The organism is Salinivibrio costicola subsp. alcaliphilus (assembly GCF_001996185.1).
In the GTDB taxonomy this organism is placed as follows: Bacteria; Pseudomonadota; Gammaproteobacteria; order Enterobacterales; family Vibrionaceae; genus Salinivibrio; species Salinivibrio costicola.
Genome location: NZ_MUFR01000040.1, coordinates 1 through 17,134, shown reverse-complemented (window position 1 = coordinate 17,134; position 17,134 = coordinate 1). Strand labels below are relative to the sequence as shown.

Sequence of the window (17,134 nt, the reverse complement as noted above, 5' to 3'; positions counted from 1 at the left end):
TCAATAGCTAGATAAACCCAAGAGAAGTGTAGGCGTCGTTGCAGCTTTTTTGCCTGTTCAAGCACGCTTCTGCATTTTGTCGCTGCGTATTCGCCTGGGTTTCGCTAAGCTGACAACTGAAATCGACCATCAAAAAAGGCTGTGAAACCCAAAGTGAGTTTACGCACAAGACATCATATTCGCCCCATCAGTATGTATCATTACCTGCTAGGTATCATGTTGTTGGTGACGGTGCCGAGTGCGCAAGCGTCGTTAAATGGCTATTGGTCATATGACGAGTTTCTTGCACGGTATCCTGAGCAAAAAGCGCTGACGGCAACACTCGATAAACAAGTGCAAGCCGATCCGGCGCCAATGCAACGTGCGTTGGCACCGATAAAAATTTCAGTGGTCGTACCGGGTCAACAAATCTCTGATTATTGGCAGCGTAATGTGCGAGCGTTCGAACGTCGCTTACAAGCGCTTAATATTCCTTATCAGTTAAAAGAAGTCACAACACGACCGAACAACGACATACGAGAACAAAGTGCGTCTTTGTATGCGGCGCTGCGTGACGGTGCCGACTATCTTGTGTTTACCTTAAACAGTGTTCGTCACCGTAAGTTTATTAATCATGTGCTATCACAGAAAAAAACCAAGCTCATATTGCAAAATATCACCACACCGGTAAAAGCTTGGCAAGGTAATCAGCCTTTTCTCTACGTGGGGTTTGACCATCAGCGCGGCAGTCAGCTACTGGCTGATTATTATCAAACGCGTTATCCGAAAGGGGCGAATTACTCGGTGTTGTTTTTTTCTCAAGGTTATGTGAGTGATGCACGTGGGGACACTTTTATTGAAACCATGAGTCGCCATGGTGATAGTCAATTGGTCTCGGCTTATTACACCAAAGGTGACCAACATTCTGGTTATCAGGCAGCCAAAGCGATGTTAAACAATAATCCGCAACTCGACTTTATTTATGCTTGCGCGACAGATGTGGCGTTTGGGGCAATCAAAGCGCTTGAAGAGTTGGGAAGAGAGGAAGTTGGTGTTAACGGCTGGGGAGGCGGGTCCGCTGAATTGGATGCTGTCATGTCAGGACAACTAGACGCAACCGTGATGCGTATGAACGATGATACCGGGGTGGCGATGGCTGAAGCCATCAAACGCGACCTACAACAAAAAGCTGTGCCCGTTGTGTACTCAGGTCGGTTTAACGTCGTCACTCAATATGATGATCCGGATCGAATAGAAAAACTTAAGCAACATGCATTTAGATACTCGGATTAGATCATGCCCACCTTTGGTTCACCTAAATTATCACTCTCGCAATTACTGACTCGCTTGATTGTGGTCTTCTTCTTATGTGTGACCGCGGGCGTTTACATACAAAGTTACCAGTTGACCTTAGCGGGGATTAATCAAGAGATTAGCCGTACTTTGGCACAAACTTCTCGTCTATTGCAAAACGTCTTTGATAGTCGCTTAACGGCACTGCAAATTCACCAAAATACCAATGCTGCAAGTATGACACTTCAGTCACTGGTCGCCAGTGAAGACAGTGACGCACTTGATGACTATTTTATCGAACAAGAGCAACAAGATGTTGCAAATACCCCTGACTTTCGTTTTATCGCTAAAGACGACCGTGTGTTATGGCATGATGGCAGTAGCTTGTTTCACGGTATTGATAATGAGGGGTTGGATCAGCTGCGTTTGCAATTACGAAGTATTAATCGTTGGACCTTAACCACTGTCACCACGGATACAGAGCAAGGTTATTTACTGATGCGGAAAACGCCGATCGTTTTTCAATCAAACGGTAAACTCGGCGGATATTTGTATGTGGTCGTGATGCTGAATGGCAACTTTTCGTTTGTGAAAAGTTTGCAGCGTGCCAGTGACACTCAGGCGGTATGGCTATCGGCAGACAATGCAACCTTAGCATCTACTCTTAGTGGTAACGATGACATAGGCAAGGCGTTAACGTTGCCGAGCGAGGAGAGCAGTCAAGCGTTTCGGCACTATTTAGTGAGCCAATCCAAGCTTCGCATCGGCGGTGAGTCGACCAAAATTTCATTGTTATCGGCGCAACGTAATGACAATGTTGTCACATTACAGCGGCAAATGGGCATCAACTTATTACTCACTACCCTAATTATTATTATCGCTGCTTTTTGGGTCAATCGTTTTGTGAAAACCCGGGTTGCGGATTCGCTCGATAGGCTAATGCGATATAGCCAAGGGGCGCGATCACGTCAACGTACCTTGCCGTTTGCCGGATCCGATATTGAAGAGTTTAATCACATCGGCAAAACTCTAGAGTCGACTTTTCATGCGCTGCACGAGAAAGAGCGCTCCCTACAAGATTTATTTGATTACGCGCTATCACCGATTATTGTTTGGGACACGGACTTTGCTATCACCCGTATCAATCCAGCAGCCAAGTTAAAGCTGAACTATGACGAACAAATCCATGCCTCAAGCTGGTTGTATGATCAGTTTATGTATGCCATCTCTCCTCATCTAAAGCGCGCGGTTAATGGGACCATCCTCAAAGGGGTCAATATTGAGATTGACCGTCGCGTTTACCGATGGAATCTTGCACCTTTAATGGTTGATAACCAAGTCAAAGCGGTGATCGGCCAAGGTCAAGAAATTACATCTCTTATCGAAGCCGAGCAACAAAGCCAGCGAGCCAAAGAAGCAGCGGAAGCCTCCGCGCGCGCTAAATCAGAGTTCTTAGCCAAGATGAGCCATGAAATACGCACGCCGCTTAACGGCATTTTGGGGATCACGCAAATATTAAATGATAGAGCCGAGGATAAGGCACAAAAAGACCTACTTGGTAGTTTATACCAAAGTGGTGAGCACTTACTCACAGTACTCAATGATATCCTCGATTTGTCTAAGATTGAACAAGGTAAAATGACCATCGAGTATGGGGAGTTTTATCTCCAAGATATCATTCGCACGGTGGAGAATATTTACACACCGCTTTGTGAAAGCAAGTCTATCTTATTGAATATCGATGCACCGATTGCGGCTGATACCATGGTGCGCTCGGATCAGTCCCGCCTCACACAAATCTTATTCAACCTAATGAGTAATGCGATAAAATTTACTCATGCAGGGCAGGTTGGGCTGACGGTCACCCTAGCGCAACGTGAAGTAGAAAAAACAGACGAGAATGAAAATTCGTCAGATCAATCTACATTGCGTCAATCTACATTGCGTCTCGTAGTGAGTGATACCGGGATAGGAATGAACCAGCAGGCGCTTGAGTCTTTGTTCGATCCCTTTGTACAAGCGGATTCCAGTGTGACGCGGACTTACGGTGGTAGCGGCCTGGGCCTGTCGATTGTTAAAAGTCTATTAGACTTGCTGGAAGGTGACATTGATGTGACCAGTGAGCCAGATAAAGGCAGCCGCTTTGTGGTCGAGGTGCCGCTCACCTTGGTGGACAATAAACCGGCCAAGGCGCCAGAAAACGTGCCTTTCGATCCTGTGTCGCTCGGCATCAAGCGCGTCTTATTGGTTGAGGATAATAAGATTAATGCTATGGTCGCCCAAGCATTTTGCCATAAATATCATATTGAGGTGGAGTGGGTGAAAGATGGAGAACAAGCATTAGCGCGCCTTCAGCAAGTGCAGTATGACTTGGTGTTGATGGATAACCATATGCCCAATCTTGGTGGTGTGGAAGCAACGCAGGCCATACGGCAAACGCTCGGGTTAAGTGTCCCCATCTACGCTTGCACGGCCGATGCGTATGGCAGCGTGCATGACGCTTTTTACCAAGCAGGCGCGGATTACATCATCGTCAAACCGATTAAAGAAGCCAGCTTTATCGAGGCGCTCCGCCACTTAAAACTCCGCCACTTAAAACATGGCGCACACGCTGACTCATGAGTGTGAGAGTTAACGTTGTGCGCTGCATGGTCTAAACACTAATATTGGCGTCGGGTTGGTCTGTAGGGAGGACTTTGACTTGCTTGATCATATTGTCGGCAACATCGACAATTTCAATATGGTGACCATCAATTTCAATGCTCAAGCGGCTTTTAGGGATATCCTCCAAGTGCTCGAGAATTAAACCATTGAGGGTACGGGGGCCGTCAGTGGGTAAGGTCCAGTTAAGACTCTTATTCAAATCGCGAATATTGGCGCTACCTTCAATCAAATAGCCACCATCGGTCAATGACGTAATCTCTTCGGCCAAGCTCGGTGATAAAGAGGTGGTAAACTCACCCACGATCTCTTCGAGAATGTCTTCTAACGTCACCAGGCCAATCATGTCGCCGTATTCGTCTACCACTAAGCCGATACGTTGCTTATTACGCTGAAATTTAAGCATTTGTACGTTCAGTGGCGTGCCTTCCGGAATAAAATAGACTTCATCGGCGGCGCGAAGCAGCGTCTCTTTATTAAATTCGTTTTTCTCAACCATCAGGCGATAGGCTTTGCGGACGCGCAGCATCCCAACCACCTCGTCGATGGTATCGCGATATAACACCATTCTTCCATGCGGGGCATGCGTGAATTGGCGCATGATGGACTTCCAGTCATCATTGATATTAATCCCAGTGATCTCATTGCGTGGCACCATGATGTCATCCACGGTCACCTCTTCAAGCTCTAGAATTGATAGCAACATATGCTGGTGACGACGGGGGATCAAACTACCGGCTTCGTTGACAATGGTTCGCAGCTCTTCGGTGCTTAGATTATCTTTGCCGTCGGCTTTAGCGCCTATTCCCAACAAGCGCAAAAAACCATTGGTGATAAAGTTCACCAGGCTAACAAGCGGATAAAACACCTTCATTAGGATGGTGAGCAAATGGCTGCTAATAAACGATACGCGCTCTGGATAAAGAGCAGCCAGCGTTTTGGGCGTGACTTCGGCAAACACCAGGATCACCATCGTTAACACACCGGTTGCGATCGCAATCCCTGCGTCGCCATACAAACGTAACCCGAGGACGGTCGCGATTGAAGAGGCAAGAATATTTACCAGGTTATTACCGATCAGAATAAGCCCAATCAATCGGTCTGGCCGAGTAAGCAGTTTTTCGACCCGCTTAGCGCCACTGTGGCCTGATTTAGAGAGGTGGCGCAACCGGTACCGATTAAGTGCCATCATGCCTGTCTCAGACCCGGAAAAATAACCGGAAATGACGATAAGCAATACCAAAAGGGAAATTAATATTCCCGTCGATATGTCGTCCAACGAACTGTTCCTTACGTTTGTTTTAAAATCAGAGCGTGTGCTCGAGTGTTTACGCTAAATGCGCGTAATCAATAGCCTGCAATCAATATCTCACGAACAAACCGGCTACCAAAGTAGGCCAGAGTAAGGAGAAACGCGCCCACGATACTAAACCAGACTACCCGACGTCCACGCCAGCCGGACTGATAATGCCCCCAAAGGAGCACACCATAGACCCCCCAAGCGGCCATCGAGAGGAAGGCTTTGTGCGCTTTTCCTTGCGCGAACATGTCATCGACAAAGACAAAACCAGAGATTAGAGTGAGTGTTAATAATACTTGTCCGACTAAAATGATGTTGAAAAGCTGACGCTCCACCATCATTAAAGGAGGAACATTATGATTAATCACCTGGCGCTTTTTGTGTTTGAGCTGATAATCCAGCCAAGCCAATTGCAATGCGTACAGGGTAGCAATCATCAATGTTGAGTATGAAAACAGAGCCAGAGAAATGTGTAATAGCACCTCTGGGTGTGATTCAAGATGCGTAATAAAGGCACCGGGCAGCAGGGTCGCGCTCGCAAGGTTTAGTCCTGCAAAGGCGTAAACCACCGGCAGCAAGAACCATAGCCGCAATCGGAAAATTAGCCCGGTCGTCATCATCGCAATGATAAAACTCACCAAGGAGGCGACGTTGAGCATGCTAAGATTCTGCCCACTTCCTGATAAAATCAGATCTTTGAGCAGATAAGCATGCAACGCCAGCGCAGCCAGTGCGGTGAAAAAGACCGGCTTCGCACTAATTTGATTGTTGCTGGACAAGCCGGGGATGATCTGCAAAATGGCGGCCAGATAAAGCAGTGATGCCAACAAGGCTGTCAGAATTTCCATCGTCACCGATCAGTCAGTTAATCAATAAGAATGAAGGTGTGAGTATACCTTGCCTCAATCTCTGTCGCTATCGATACATGCAAGTGATGGGGGGATTGCGGTATAATCTCAGTAATTTCGCGACAGCGATTGCACCCAGATGAAAAATCATGGGCCAATAGGACGAGTGGGCGAGTAACGCATGTTTGAAAACTTATCAGAACGTTTATCCCGGACGCTCAAAAATGTGAGCGGCCGTGGGCGATTAACGGAAGACAATATCAAAGAAACCCTGCGCGAAGTGCGTATGGCGCTACTGGAAGCCGATGTCGCGCTCCCTGTGGTTCGTGATTTTGTTAAACGCGTCAAAGAACGCGCCGTTGGCATTGAAGTCTCTAAAAGCCTGACCCCAGGGCAAGAGTTTATCAAGATTGTTCAAGCTGAGCTTGAAGCGGTGATGGGCGACGCCAATGAAAAATTGGATCTTGCGGCGCAGCCGCCCGCAGTGATTTTGATGGCGGGCTTGCAAGGGGCGGGTAAAACCACCAGTGTGGGTAAGCTGGGTAAGATGCTTACCGAGCAAGAAAAGAAAAAAGTGTTAGTGGTGTCTGCCGATGTGTATCGCCCGGCGGCGATCAAACAGTTGGAGACCTTGGCTAGCGAAGTGGGGGTTGATTTTTTCCCGTCCAGCACTGACCAAAATCCAGTCGATATTGCTCAATCCGCGGTTGAGCACGGCAAGCTAAAATTTTATGACGTAGTGATCGTCGATACGGCGGGTCGTTTGCATGTCGATGACGCCATGATGGGCGAAATCAAAGACGTTCACCGCGCGATCAACCCCGTTGAAACCCTGTTCGTAGTAGACGCCATGACAGGCCAAGATGCGGCGAACACCGCCAAAGCCTTTAACGATGCATTGGCATTGACGGGTGTGGTTCTGACCAAGGTTGATGGTGACGCCCGAGGTGGTGCCGCACTGTCGGTGCGTCATATCACCGGTAAACCGATTAAGTTCTTGGGTGTGGGTGAAAAAACAGACGCACTTGAACCTTTCCATCCTGACCGGGTGGCATCCCGTATCTTGGGGATGGGCGACATGCTGTCGCTTATCGAAGATCTCGAGCGTAATGTCGATCAAGACAAAGCCGAGAAAATGGCCAAGAAGTTCAAGCAGAAGAAAGGCTTCGACTTGGCCGATTTTCGTGATCAGCTTGAGCAGATGAAGGGCATGGGTGGCATGATGGGCATGATGGATAAGCTGCCTGGCATGTCCAATGTGCCTGATAACGTGAAAGATAACGTTGATGATAAAATGTTCTTGCAGATGGAAGCGATCATTAACTCGATGACACCGCGTGAGCGCCAGCGTCCAGAAATCATCAAAGGGTCACGCAAAAAGCGGATTGCCGCCGGTTCAGGCACCCAGGTGCAAGACGTCAACCGCTTGCTTAAGCAGTTCACCCAAATGCAGAAGATGATGAAGAAAATGCAAAAAGGTGGCATGCGCAATATGATGCGCCAAATGAAGGGCATGATGCCACCCGGTGGTGGCCCCGGCGGCCCTGGCGGATTCATGGGTTAATCCGATTCGATATTTTGCTTGTCAGCCCAGTGCTAGCAGGCTTGATAACTCGCTGTGAGGCTGGGGACAGCTGGTGGAAATTTGACTAAACCAGTTGCATTCACAGCAATAAAGAGTAAAATTCCCGAGCTTTATTTTGGCACGAGGCCCCGCATTGCTTACGCGAAACGGGGCCAATTTTATTAAGTAATGCAAATGAGGACGATATGGTAACCATTCGTTTGGCACGTCATGGCGCGAAAAAACGCCCATTTTATCAAATCGTTGTAGCTGACAGCCGCCAGGCGCGCGACGGTCGCTTCATCGAAAAAATTGGTTTCTTCAACCCTGTTGCTCAAGGCCAGGAAGAGAAACTACGCCTTGACCTGGATCGCGTAAACCACTGGGTTAGCGAAGGCGCAACGGTTTCTGACCGTGTTGCTAAGCTAGTCAAAGACGCAGCGCAAGCGGCGTAATTGATCAGTGTCAGGGTTAAAAGAAGAAATGAGTGAGCAAGAGACGATTGTCGTTGGCAAGCTAGGCTCGTCGTACGGCATACGAGGCTGGCTCAAGATTTTTTCTTACACTGAAGATGCTGAAAGCATTTTTGCCTACTCACCCTGGTTTATCCAGGTGCGCGGGCAGTGGCAACGTTTCGAGGTCGAAGACTGGAAACGCCACAATAAAGGGTATGTCGCCAAACTTACGGGGCTGGATCAGCGCGAAGACGCGCAGATGCTGACCAATGCTGAGATTGCAGTCAGTGCACAAGCGCTTCCTGCTTTATCAGATCAAGAGTTTTATTGGCGTGAGCTGTTTGGTATGGACGTGGTGAATGCAAAAGGCTATCACCTCGGCACTGTGACTGACATGCTTGAAACAGGCTCGAACGACGTGCTTGTCGTTAAAGCCAACCTGAAAGATGCTTTTGGTAAAAAGGAACGCTTAATTCCGTTCCTTGAAGAGCAGGTCATCAAGTCGATTGATCGCACTGCTCAACGGATCGAAGTTGACTGGGATCCTGGTTTTTAAACTCCAACAGTAAGCGAGCGGAAATATGTGGGTTGGCATTATCAGCCTGTTTCCAGAAATGTTCCGAGCGGTCACTGATTTTGGAGTCACGGGCCAAGCGGTAAAAAAAGGGCTGTTAAACGTCGAAACGTGGAATCCGCGTGATTTCACCCACGACAAACACCGTACGGTCGATGACCGACCTTACGGCGGTGGCCCGGGCATGTTAATGATGGTAGAGCCTTTGCGCGATGCGATTCATGCCGCTAAACAAGCCGCAGGCGATAAAGCGAAAGTGGTTTACCTCTCTCCGCAAGGGCGCAAGCTCGATCAAGCGGGGGTCGAGTCGCTGGCGAGCAATGATAAACTTATTTTGATTTGTGGCCGGTACGAAGGGGTAGACGAGCGCATTATTCAAACTCACGTTGACGAAGAATGGTCAGTGGGAGATTTTGTGCTCAGTGGGGGCGAGCTGCCCGCGATGACGTTAGTCGATGCTGTTGCTCGGTTTGTACCGGGTGTGCTAGGCGATATGGCGTCAGCAGAGGAAGATTCCTTTGCCAATGGGTTGTTAGACTGTCCACACTACACGCGTCCTGAAGTGTTAGATGGGTTGGTGGTACCAGAGGTGCTAAAATCCGGTAATCATAAGGACATTCGTCGCTGGCGATTAAAACAATCGCTAGGTCGCACTTGGTTACGACGACCAGAGCTCCTGGAAAACCTAGCTCTGACTGACGAACAGGAATCACTACTTGCCGAGTTCATCAAAGAACATCGTGCAAGTGCCGAATCAAATTGAGTTTCAGTTTATTCTAGGGTTATAAATAATGAGTAACATCATCAAGCAGCTCGAAGACGAGCAAATGAAAAAAGACCTGCCTGAGTTTCAAGCAGGTGACACTGTCCTGGTACAGCTTAAAGTAAAAGAAGGTAACCGTGAGCGTCTGCAGCCATATGAAGGTGTGGTTATCGCTAAGCGCAATCGTGGTCTACACTCTGCATTTACCGTACGTAAAATGTCTAGCGGTGAAGGTGTAGAGCGTACTTTCCAAGCCCATTCGCCAGTTATCGACAGCATTACTGTTAAACGTCGCGGTGCAGTACGTCGTGCCAAACTGTACTACCTGCGTGAGCGTTCTGGTAAGTCAGCTCGAATCAAAGAGCGTCTTAACAAGAAGTAATCGCCCCTATGGCGTTTATTGCTCAAAAGCCCGTCCTGTAGGACGGGCTTTTTTAATGGCCAATCGGCTCATTCACACCTCACCCTTCACCGCCCTCACCACTTAATCCTGTTTACAACCGTTTATCTGCACCGGCGACCACTCGCCGTTAAAGCGCGTGTATTCGACAACGCAATCGGCAAAATGGCATCTGTCCCCTACTAAAAGATTGGCAGCAGCGCTGCTAACGACACGGAGAGCAATTATGTCCTGGTTTTTACTTTGCGTAGTGACCTTGATTGTCGGCTACTTTACCTACGGCACTTTCATTACCAAAATTTTTGGGCCAAAACCGCAAAAAGCGACCCCGGCCATGAGCATGAACGATGGTGTCGACTTTGTGCCACTGTCAGATAAGAAAGTATATCTGATTCAACTGCTTAATATTGCAGGCCTCGGTCCGATTTTTGGCCCAATACTCGGTGCGTTATATGGCCCTGTTGCCATGCTATGGATTGTGTTTGGCTGCATTTTTGCCGGCGCCGTGCATGATTATTTCTCTGGTATGCTCAGTGTGCGTGCCAATGGCGCATCTGTCCCTTCTGTCGTGGGCGAGCATCTCGGTAACTTCGCTAAACATTTTATGAACTTCTTTGCGGTGTTACTCTTGATGCTGGTGGGCGTGGTGTTTGTGCTCGGTCCAGCCAAGTTGTTAGGTAGTCTGTCAGAAATGAGCGTGGCGCTGTGGGTGGGCATTATCTTTGCCTACTATGTATTGGCCACCGTGGTGCCGATAGACAAAATTATTGGCCGTTTTTATCCTATATTTGGCGCTTTGCTTGTCTTTATGTCGGTGAGCTTGATTATCGGCTTGGCCGTGAGCGATCACAGCTTCTACAGCCAAGGGCTCGATTTTGCCACCAACTTCCATCCGACCGATCTGCCACTATGGCCATTACTGTTTATCACCATCGCTTGTGGTGCGGTATCAGGCTTCCACGCCACCCAATCGCCATTAATGGCGCGTTGTATGCAGAATGAAAAGTCAGGCCGGTTTATCTTTTATGGCGCCATGATTGGTGAAGGTGTGATTGCGCTTATCTGGTGTAGTCTGGGCTTAAGCTTCTATGAATCGAGTGACGCGCTTAATCAAACGCTCGCTAACGGTGGCCCGGCAGCGGTGGTGCATGAGGTTTCCACCTCGCTACTTGGCACGGTCGGCGGCATTATGGCGGTATTAGGAGTGATTGTGTTGCCGATCACTTCTGGCGACACTGCTTTCCGTTCTGCGCGTCTGATTATCGCCGACTTTCTGAATATTCAGCAAAAACCGATGGTGAAGCGCCTGATGATTGCGATCCCCATGTTTGTGGTCGGCTTTTTGATCACCAAAGCGGAGTTTGGCGTGATTTGGCGTTACTTCGGCTGGGCTAACCAAACTACCGCGATGATCATGTTGTGGGCCGCGGCAGCCTATCTTATTAAGCGTGATAAGCTGCACTGGGTATGCACCATTCCTGCGATGTTTATGACCGCGGTAACTGTCACTTATTTGGCCAATGCCGAAATCGGTTTTAGCTTACCAATGAATATCGCTACCATGATTGGTGTCGGGGCAACCGTTGCCGCCACGATTGGGTTCTTTATCGGTTATAAACCCAATTCGCAGTTAATCGCCAATGAAAAGCAGTTATAGGTAAGGCGTTATAGCTGATGGGTCTGCGCTCAGCTATATGACTGGTCTTCAAGCAATATTCAGTCAAATACGCTAAGATCTAAGCCTCAGTATTTACTGAGGCTTTTTTATGAGGGTAGGACAGGGCATGAAACAGACGTTTTTTTTATTATTCGCCGTTTTACTTTTGGCCGGGTGCGCTGCTTCTACCACCCAAGGCTTGGTTGACGATCAAAATTGGTATGGCTTGGGGGAGCAAGATGGTCAGCGTGGTTTGCCACAGCGATCCGTGAAAGATTTACAAACTCTGGCAAATAAAGCGACTGGGCCGATGAATGCAAATTATCTCGACTACGAGCAAGGCTACATCCATGGTATTGATGATTACTGCGATCCTGCTCATGCCTATCAGCTTGGGCTAGACGGAAATCCGTATATGGGCGTATGTGAAAGTCGGCCAGGATCTCAGCGTTTTAGAATGGAATGGCAGCGTGGTCATCACGATTCTCAAAGCCAATCTAATAGCCTATTTTATTGAGCACTGGCGTATAAGTCTGGGTTAGTTAAGCCCCAATTGATTTTTTAACGCTTTTAAGTAACGTCGGCTCACCGGCACAACATGCGCTGAGGAGGTAATCACCTCGGCAAGGCCATTGTCGAGTAAGCGGATTTCGCGGATAGCGGCGGGGTGAATCAAGTATTGGCGATGACAGCGTATTAAGGGGGTTTTGTCCTCCAAGACCTTGAGTGATAGGTGCGTGGTAGACTCGCCTTGTGCGGTGAGCAGTGCGACGCCACTTAAAGCGGTCCGCGCAACTTCGACCTCTTGATGTGGGATCAATGTAATCCGACTGTGTCCCGCACAGGGAAGCAAATCCAACGTTGGTGTCATTGCTCGGTAGTCGTTTTTCTGGCGTAGCTCACGAGTGAGTTTTTCCAAGGATTTTTGTAATCGCACGGTTTCGACGGGCTTTAATAGGTAGTCGAACGCATTTTCTTCAAATGCTTGTACCGCATATTCATCATAGGCGGTGACAAATACCACCTTGGGCATGGTATCGGGATCGAGCATGGCTAACAGCTCTAATCCCGTCACTCGCGGCATTTGAATATCTAAAAACACCACGTCTGGACGGGTTTGATTGATGGCTTTCAGTGCGTCAATGGCATTGTTGCATTGCCCTATGATGTCAACACCGCCTACCGCTAGCAACTCGTCTTCCAACGCCTCGCGGGCGTGCAGCTCATCATCAACAATCAATGCCTTAATCATGCCTCTCTCTCCTTATTGGGCGTTTGATACGTGAAGGGCAAAGTGACGGTTGCCCGTGTCCATATATCAGGCTGACAGGTCATTTTTAGCGCATATTGGCCGCCAAACAACCCTCGTACACGCTTATCAACAATACGCATGCCGAGTCCTGAGTGTTGTGCTGCGGGTTGGTAAAGCCCGGCATTGTCTTCCACTTGTAAATACAGGCATTCGCCTTCTTGCCAGCCACGAATAATAATTTTGCCGTCTGCCATCAATTGGCTGATCCCATGTTTCACCGCATTCTCGACCAAAGGCTGTAAGGTAAAACTTGGGATCACCGCGTGTAAGATAGCGGGATCAATCTGCTTCTCCACACTCATGCGATCGGCAAAACGGGCATGTTCGAGCTCTAAATAGGCATCAAGGTGATTCAGCTCTTGCTCAAGCGAGACGGTCTCGCGGTTTTGCTTAAGGTTACTGCGAAAGAAAGTCGATAGATGTTGGATCAATTGGCGTGCCCGCTCTGGCTCGCGTTTGACCACCGCACTAATCGTATTTAAGGCATTGAACAAAAAGTGCGGATTGACTTGGGCGCGTAATAGGTTTAATTCGGCCTGGGTGAGCAAACTTTGTTGACGCTGATAACGGCCGGTTAAAATCTGGTTCGAGAGCAATCGGGCGATCCCTTCGCCCATGGTGACATTAATGGCCGAAAAGAGCTTACGTTTTGGCTCATAAAGCTTCACCGTCCCCAGTACATAGCCATCGCCTCCGCGTAGTGGGATCACCAGTACTGATCCCAACTTGCAATAAGGAGAAAGTGAGCAGCAATAGGGGATATCCGCACCATCAATATAGATCAGCTGATCATCGGCAATCGCGCGACGGGTGTAATCAGAGGCAATTGGCGTACCGGGGAGATGGTGGTCATCGCCAATACCGGTAAACGCAAGGATCTTTTCTCTATCGGTAATCGCCACCGCCCCAACGCCGGTTTCTTGCTGAATAATGGCAGCGACTTGTTCACTGCTTTGTTGATTAAACCCGCTGCTTAAAAGGCCGACCGATCGTTCAGCAATTTTGAGTGCTTTGCTGGAAAATGCCGCTGAATAGCGCTCGAACAGGGTTTTCCGGTCGACAATTATGCTCATAAACATCGCCGCGCCAATAGAGTTAGCAATCACCATGGGGGCGGCAATCGCGCTAACCAGCTCATACGCGCGGCTAAAGGGTTCAGCGACCGCGAGGATAATCGCCATCTGCACTAACTCGGCAACGAAGGTTACCCCTAACACGACTGTGGGAGAGAATAAACGGCTGGTTTGATTGCGCGACACCAAATAGCGCATTACACCACCAATCAAGCCCTCTGCCGTGGTCGAAATGGCGCAAGCCAAGTCAGTAAAGCCGCCTAAACTGTAGCGATGTAAACCGCCGGTTAGCCCGACCAAAAAGCCCACAAATGGACCGCCTAGTAATCCGCCCATGACTGCGCCGATCGCACGGGTGTTGGCAATTGCATCTTGAATCCCCAAGCCAAAATAGGTACCGAGAATGCAAAAGCCAGAGAAAAGAAAATAACAAACAACTTTATGCGACAGTCGCCCCGAAATACTCAGCAGTGGCATAAATGCCGGTGTTTTACTGAGCAAATAGGCGATAACCAGATAGACGCTCATTTGCTGAAGAAGTGAGAGAATCAGTGCCATAACGACCCACACAAAAAAACCAATGCGCTATAGTAACGGTTGCCGTTGTAAGACTCTATTGTAATCTCCAGTGTAAATTATTAATTACAGAGTAAATAAATAAGTACAGTTTGTATTGCTTTTAAAATATAGGCTGGTATTGTTTGTGTAAAACATGATGAACATTAAAGGCAAGGCTATGCAGCAAGATTCGGTGACCAATATTCATATCCGTGATGAGCAGGTGCTCTTGACGCCAGAGCAGCTTCGCGCGCAGTTCCCTATTGAAAAAAGTACCCGGGCTGCTATCAGTGAGGCACGCGAGACAGTGGCGGATATTATTCATAAACGCGATCATCGCTTGTTGGTGGTGTGTGGTCCTTGCTCTATTCATGATGTCGAAGCGGCGAAAGACTACGCGCGCCGTTTGAAAGCCTTGTCGGATGAACTCAGCGATCACCTGTTTATTGTCATGCGGGTGTACTTTGAAAAACCGCGGACCACTACTGGCTGGAAAGGGTTAATCAACGATCCGCATCTGGATGGCAGCTTTGATGTGGAATCTGGCTTAAAGCAAGCGCGTGGTCTGCTCACGGATTTAGCACAAATGGGGATCCCGTTGGCCACTGAAGCGTTGGACCCAATCAGCCCGCAATACATTGGTGATCTGTTTAGCTGGGCGGCGATTGGCGCACGTACCACCGAATCACAAACCCACCGTGAAATGGCCAGTGGTTTGTCGATGCCAATCGGCTTTAAAAACGGTACTGATGGCAATCTGGCCACCGCCACTAATGCGATGAAAGCCGCCGCGTCTGGGCACCGGTTTATGGGGATCAACCAAGCGGGCCAAGTGGCACTGCTTACAACGCAAGGTAACCCTAATGGGCATGTGATCTTACGTGGTGGTAAGCAAACCAACTACGATTCAGTCTCCGTCGCCGAATGCGAGCAGCAAATGGAAGCTGCGGGACTCAACCCGTCCCTGATGGTGGATTGTAGCCACGCGAATTCACGTAAAGATTACCGCCGCCAGCCATTGGTGGCAGAAGATGTGATCCATCAAATCAAACAAGGTAACCGCTCTGTCATTGGTCTGATGATCGAAAGCCATCTTAACGCGGGTAACCAATCGGCGGATTTGTCTAAAGATGAGATGGAGTACGGTGTGTCGATCACGGACGCTTGCATTGATTGGGCGTCTACCGAACAATTGTTACGTCATGCTCACCAAGAGCTGGCAACCTCTCTTCAACAACGTACTCAACAGGACTAAACCATGGTGGCGGAACTCAGCCGACTGCGCGATCAAATAGACGATGTCGATAAACAAATGGTGAGCTTGCTCGCGCGCCGTTTAGAGCTGGTAGCAGAAGTGGGGGAGGTGAAAAGCCAGCATGGCTTGCCCATTTATGCACCGGACCGTGAGGCGGCGATGCTCGCTTCGCGTCGTCAAGAAGCACAGTCGCAAGGGGTGCCACCGGATTTAATTGAAGATGTGCTGCGTCGCACCATGCGTGAGTCTTACAGCAGTGAAAATGACTCTGGCTTTAAGTGTCTAAACCCAGATTTACGTCAGGTGGTGGTGATTGGGGGTAAAGGCCAGCTGGGTGGCTTATTTGCTCGCTTGTTCCGTTTGTCGGGTTATCAGGTTGCGGTGCTGGATAAAGAGGATTGGGAGCATGCCGATGCCCTGCTGGCCGATGCGGGGATGGTGGTGGTCTCGGTGCCGATTGACGTCACGGAAACGGTCATTAGTAAACTGACCCAGCTGCCAGACGATTGCTTATTGGTGGATCTCACTTCGGTGAAATCCGGTCCGCTACAAGCGATGTTATCCGTGCACTCCGGCCCAGTGGTTGGCCTGCACCCCATGTTTGGCCCAGATGTGGCCAGCCTTGCTAAACAGGTAATGGTGTATTGCGATGGCCGACAGCCTGAGGCATACCAATGGTTGCTAGAGCAGTTTCGTATTTGGGGCGCCGGGTTAAACCGGATCAGTGCCATTGAGCATGATGAAGGCATGACGCTGATCCAAGCACTACGTCACTTTACGTCGTTTGTTTACGGGGTCCATCTGGCAGAAGAAAACCCCAACCTCGACCAGCTTACTGCGCTAAGCTCACCGATTTATCGCTTAGAGCTTGCCATGGTGGGGCGCTTGTTCGCTCAAGATGCGGGGCTGTATGCGGATATTATTATGTCCTCACCGCAAAACTTGGCGATGATCAAGCGTTTTTACCAGCGTTTTGGCGAAGCGATTGATTTGCTTGAACAGCACGACAAAGCCACTTTTGTCGATGCGTTTGCGCAAGTGGAAAACTGGTTTGGCGATTATGCCTCTCGCTTTTTACAAGAAAGCCAAGGCTTATTGCGACAAGCCAACGACGCCACCCATCGAACCGCGACCTAGCTTATGTAAACCACTCCGATAATAGATGATAAATCTATACCGAAACCAGCCGCTTGGCTGGTTTTTTGATAGAGTAGAAATACCTTATCTGTCATAGATAGCAATGGAATAAAAATAATGAGGTCACTAGAGTGAGATCTTGATCCTAAAAAACATCATATCTTCAGTGAGGAGTGATTTTTCAATCGATTTTGTATTTATATATTGGTATACCCGTGATCATTGAAGATGCTTGATTTTACGTAGAAACAGGATCATGATTCCTACCTATGAAAGTGACTTTAACCAAACAGCAGAAGCTTGAA

General features: G+C 48.7%; 15 protein-coding genes. 11 read left to right on the top strand and 4 right to left on the bottom strand.

From position 1 onward, the window contains the following. The first annotated feature begins 192 nt into the window (after positions 1–192). The gene (locus BZJ21_RS12685) at positions 193–1,272 is read left to right on the top strand and encodes a substrate-binding domain-containing protein (RefSeq protein WP_077459769.1); all 1,080 of its coding nucleotides are present in this window, start codon (positions 193–195) and stop codon (positions 1,270–1,272) included. Positions 1,273–1,275: 3 nt separating this feature from the next. Continuing rightward, complete coding sequence (locus BZJ21_RS12680; protein ID WP_077669961.1) at positions 1,276–3,894, top strand: LuxQ periplasmic sensor domain-containing protein; 2,619 nt, start codon at positions 1,276–1,278, stop codon at positions 3,892–3,894. A 31-nt stretch (positions 3,895–3,925) separates the two neighbouring features. On the opposite strand, the gene BZJ21_RS12675 is transcribed toward BZJ21_RS12680, so the two are convergent. Together BZJ21_RS12675 and BZJ21_RS12670 are read right to left on the bottom strand one after the other, a co-directional pair. Further along, positions 3,926–5,212: an HlyC/CorC family transporter gene (locus tag BZJ21_RS12675; protein WP_077646079.1), complete on the bottom strand. Its 1,287-nt coding sequence runs from the start codon at positions 5,210–5,212 to the stop codon at positions 3,926–3,928. A 68-nt stretch (positions 5,213–5,280) separates the two neighbouring features. Beyond that, a complete protein-coding gene (locus BZJ21_RS12670; RefSeq protein WP_021022064.1) occupies positions 5,281–6,081 on the bottom strand; it encodes a cytochrome C assembly family protein in 801 nt (266 codons plus the stop codon). Between the two features lie 181 nt (positions 6,082–6,262). Between BZJ21_RS12670 and ffh the strand changes: the two genes are divergently transcribed. The 7 genes from ffh to BZJ21_RS12635 all read left to right on the top strand — a co-directional run bounded on the left by ffh (position 6,263) and on the right by BZJ21_RS12635 (position 12,011). Continuing rightward, positions 6,263–7,645, top strand: a complete 1,383-nt coding sequence (gene ffh / locus BZJ21_RS12665; RefSeq protein WP_077459766.1) for a signal recognition particle protein — start codon at positions 6,263–6,265, stop codon at positions 7,643–7,645. A 206-nt stretch (positions 7,646–7,851) separates the two neighbouring features. Next, positions 7,852–8,100: a 30S ribosomal protein S16 gene (gene rpsP, locus BZJ21_RS12660; protein ID WP_021022062.1), complete on the top strand. Its 249-nt coding sequence runs from the start codon at positions 7,852–7,854 to the stop codon at positions 8,098–8,100. A 28-nt stretch (positions 8,101–8,128) separates the two neighbouring features. Then, entirely contained in the window at positions 8,129–8,656 is a 528-nt protein-coding gene (gene rimM / locus BZJ21_RS12655) for a ribosome maturation factor RimM (protein ID WP_021022061.1), read from the top strand. A gap of 25 nt (positions 8,657–8,681) precedes the next feature. Beyond that, on the top strand, positions 8,682–9,437 hold the full coding sequence (gene trmD, locus BZJ21_RS12650; protein ID WP_077576447.1) for a tRNA (guanosine(37)-N1)-methyltransferase TrmD: 756 nt from the start codon (positions 8,682–8,684) through the stop codon (positions 9,435–9,437). Between the two features lie 28 nt (positions 9,438–9,465). Beyond that, the gene (gene rplS / locus BZJ21_RS12645) at positions 9,466–9,819 is read left to right on the top strand and encodes a 50S ribosomal protein L19 (protein ID WP_021022059.1); all 354 of its coding nucleotides are present in this window, start codon (positions 9,466–9,468) and stop codon (positions 9,817–9,819) included. Positions 9,820–10,063: 244 nt separating this feature from the next. Continuing rightward, the gene (locus BZJ21_RS12640) at positions 10,064–11,494 is read left to right on the top strand and encodes a carbon starvation CstA family protein (RefSeq protein WP_077669960.1); all 1,431 of its coding nucleotides are present in this window, start codon (positions 10,064–10,066) and stop codon (positions 11,492–11,494) included. A 127-nt stretch (positions 11,495–11,621) separates the two neighbouring features. Beyond that, on the top strand, positions 11,622–12,011 hold the full coding sequence (locus BZJ21_RS12635; RefSeq protein WP_021022057.1) for a DUF2799 domain-containing protein: 390 nt from the start codon (positions 11,622–11,624) through the stop codon (positions 12,009–12,011). Positions 12,012–12,032: 21 nt separating this feature from the next. Here BZJ21_RS12635 and btsR read toward each other — a convergent pair whose 3' ends face one another. Together btsR and BZJ21_RS12625 are read right to left on the bottom strand one after the other, a co-directional pair. Beyond that, entirely contained in the window at positions 12,033–12,746 is a 714-nt protein-coding gene (gene btsR, locus BZJ21_RS12630) for a two-component system response regulator BtsR (RefSeq protein ID WP_021022056.1), read from the bottom strand. Then, positions 12,743–14,437, bottom strand: coding sequence for a sensor histidine kinase (locus BZJ21_RS12625; protein ID WP_021022055.1), 1,695 nt, complete (start codon positions 14,435–14,437; stop codon positions 12,743–12,745). Before BZJ21_RS12625 ends, btsR begins: the two co-directional genes overlap by 4 nt. A 178-nt stretch (positions 14,438–14,615) precedes the next feature. Between BZJ21_RS12625 and BZJ21_RS12620 the strand changes: the two genes are divergently transcribed. Together BZJ21_RS12620 and tyrA are read left to right on the top strand one after the other, a co-directional pair. Continuing rightward, positions 14,616–15,692 carry a 3-deoxy-7-phosphoheptulonate synthase gene (locus tag BZJ21_RS12620; RefSeq protein ID WP_021022054.1) on the top strand — a complete coding sequence of 359 codons (1,077 nt, stop codon included), beginning with the start codon at positions 14,616–14,618 and terminating at the stop codon, positions 15,690–15,692. 3 nt (positions 15,693–15,695) lie between these two features. Continuing rightward, complete coding sequence (tyrA, locus tag BZJ21_RS12615; RefSeq protein WP_077669959.1) at positions 15,696–16,829, top strand: bifunctional chorismate mutase/prephenate dehydrogenase; 1,134 nt, start codon at positions 15,696–15,698, stop codon at positions 16,827–16,829. The last annotated feature ends 305 nt before the right edge of the window (positions 16,830–17,134 follow it).

Excerpts from the sequence above, each read along its gene's own strand:
- BZJ21_RS12685 (WP_077459769.1), top strand. The coding sequence starts at position 193 with ATGTATCATTACCTGCTAGGTATCATGTTGTTGGTGACGGTGCCGAGT.
- BZJ21_RS12680 (WP_077669961.1), top strand. The coding sequence starts at position 1,276 with ATGCCCACCTTTGGTTCACCTAAATTATCACTCTCGCAATTACTGACT.
- BZJ21_RS12670 (WP_021022064.1), bottom strand. The coding sequence starts at position 6,081 with ATGGAAATTCTGACAGCCTTGTTGGCATCACTGCTTTATCTGGCCGCC.
- ffh (WP_077459766.1), top strand. The coding sequence starts at position 6,263 with ATGTTTGAAAACTTATCAGAACGTTTATCCCGGACGCTCAAAAATGTG.
- rpsP (WP_021022062.1), top strand. The coding sequence starts at position 7,852 with ATGGTAACCATTCGTTTGGCACGTCATGGCGCGAAAAAACGCCCATTT.
- rimM (WP_021022061.1), top strand. The coding sequence starts at position 8,129 with ATGAGTGAGCAAGAGACGATTGTCGTTGGCAAGCTAGGCTCGTCGTAC.
- trmD (WP_077576447.1), top strand. The coding sequence starts at position 8,682 with ATGTGGGTTGGCATTATCAGCCTGTTTCCAGAAATGTTCCGAGCGGTC.
- rplS (WP_021022059.1), top strand. The coding sequence starts at position 9,466 with ATGAGTAACATCATCAAGCAGCTCGAAGACGAGCAAATGAAAAAAGAC.
- BZJ21_RS12640 (WP_077669960.1), top strand. The coding sequence starts at position 10,064 with ATGTCCTGGTTTTTACTTTGCGTAGTGACCTTGATTGTCGGCTACTTT.
- BZJ21_RS12635 (WP_021022057.1), top strand. The coding sequence starts at position 11,622 with ATGAAACAGACGTTTTTTTTATTATTCGCCGTTTTACTTTTGGCCGGG.
- btsR (WP_021022056.1), bottom strand. The coding sequence starts at position 12,746 with ATGATTAAGGCATTGATTGTTGATGATGAGCTGCACGCCCGCGAGGCG.
- BZJ21_RS12625 (WP_021022055.1), bottom strand. The coding sequence starts at position 14,437 with ATGGCACTGATTCTCTCACTTCTTCAGCAAATGAGCGTCTATCTGGTT.
- BZJ21_RS12620 (WP_021022054.1), top strand. The coding sequence starts at position 14,616 with ATGCAGCAAGATTCGGTGACCAATATTCATATCCGTGATGAGCAGGTG.
- tyrA (WP_077669959.1), top strand. The coding sequence starts at position 15,696 with ATGGTGGCGGAACTCAGCCGACTGCGCGATCAAATAGACGATGTCGAT.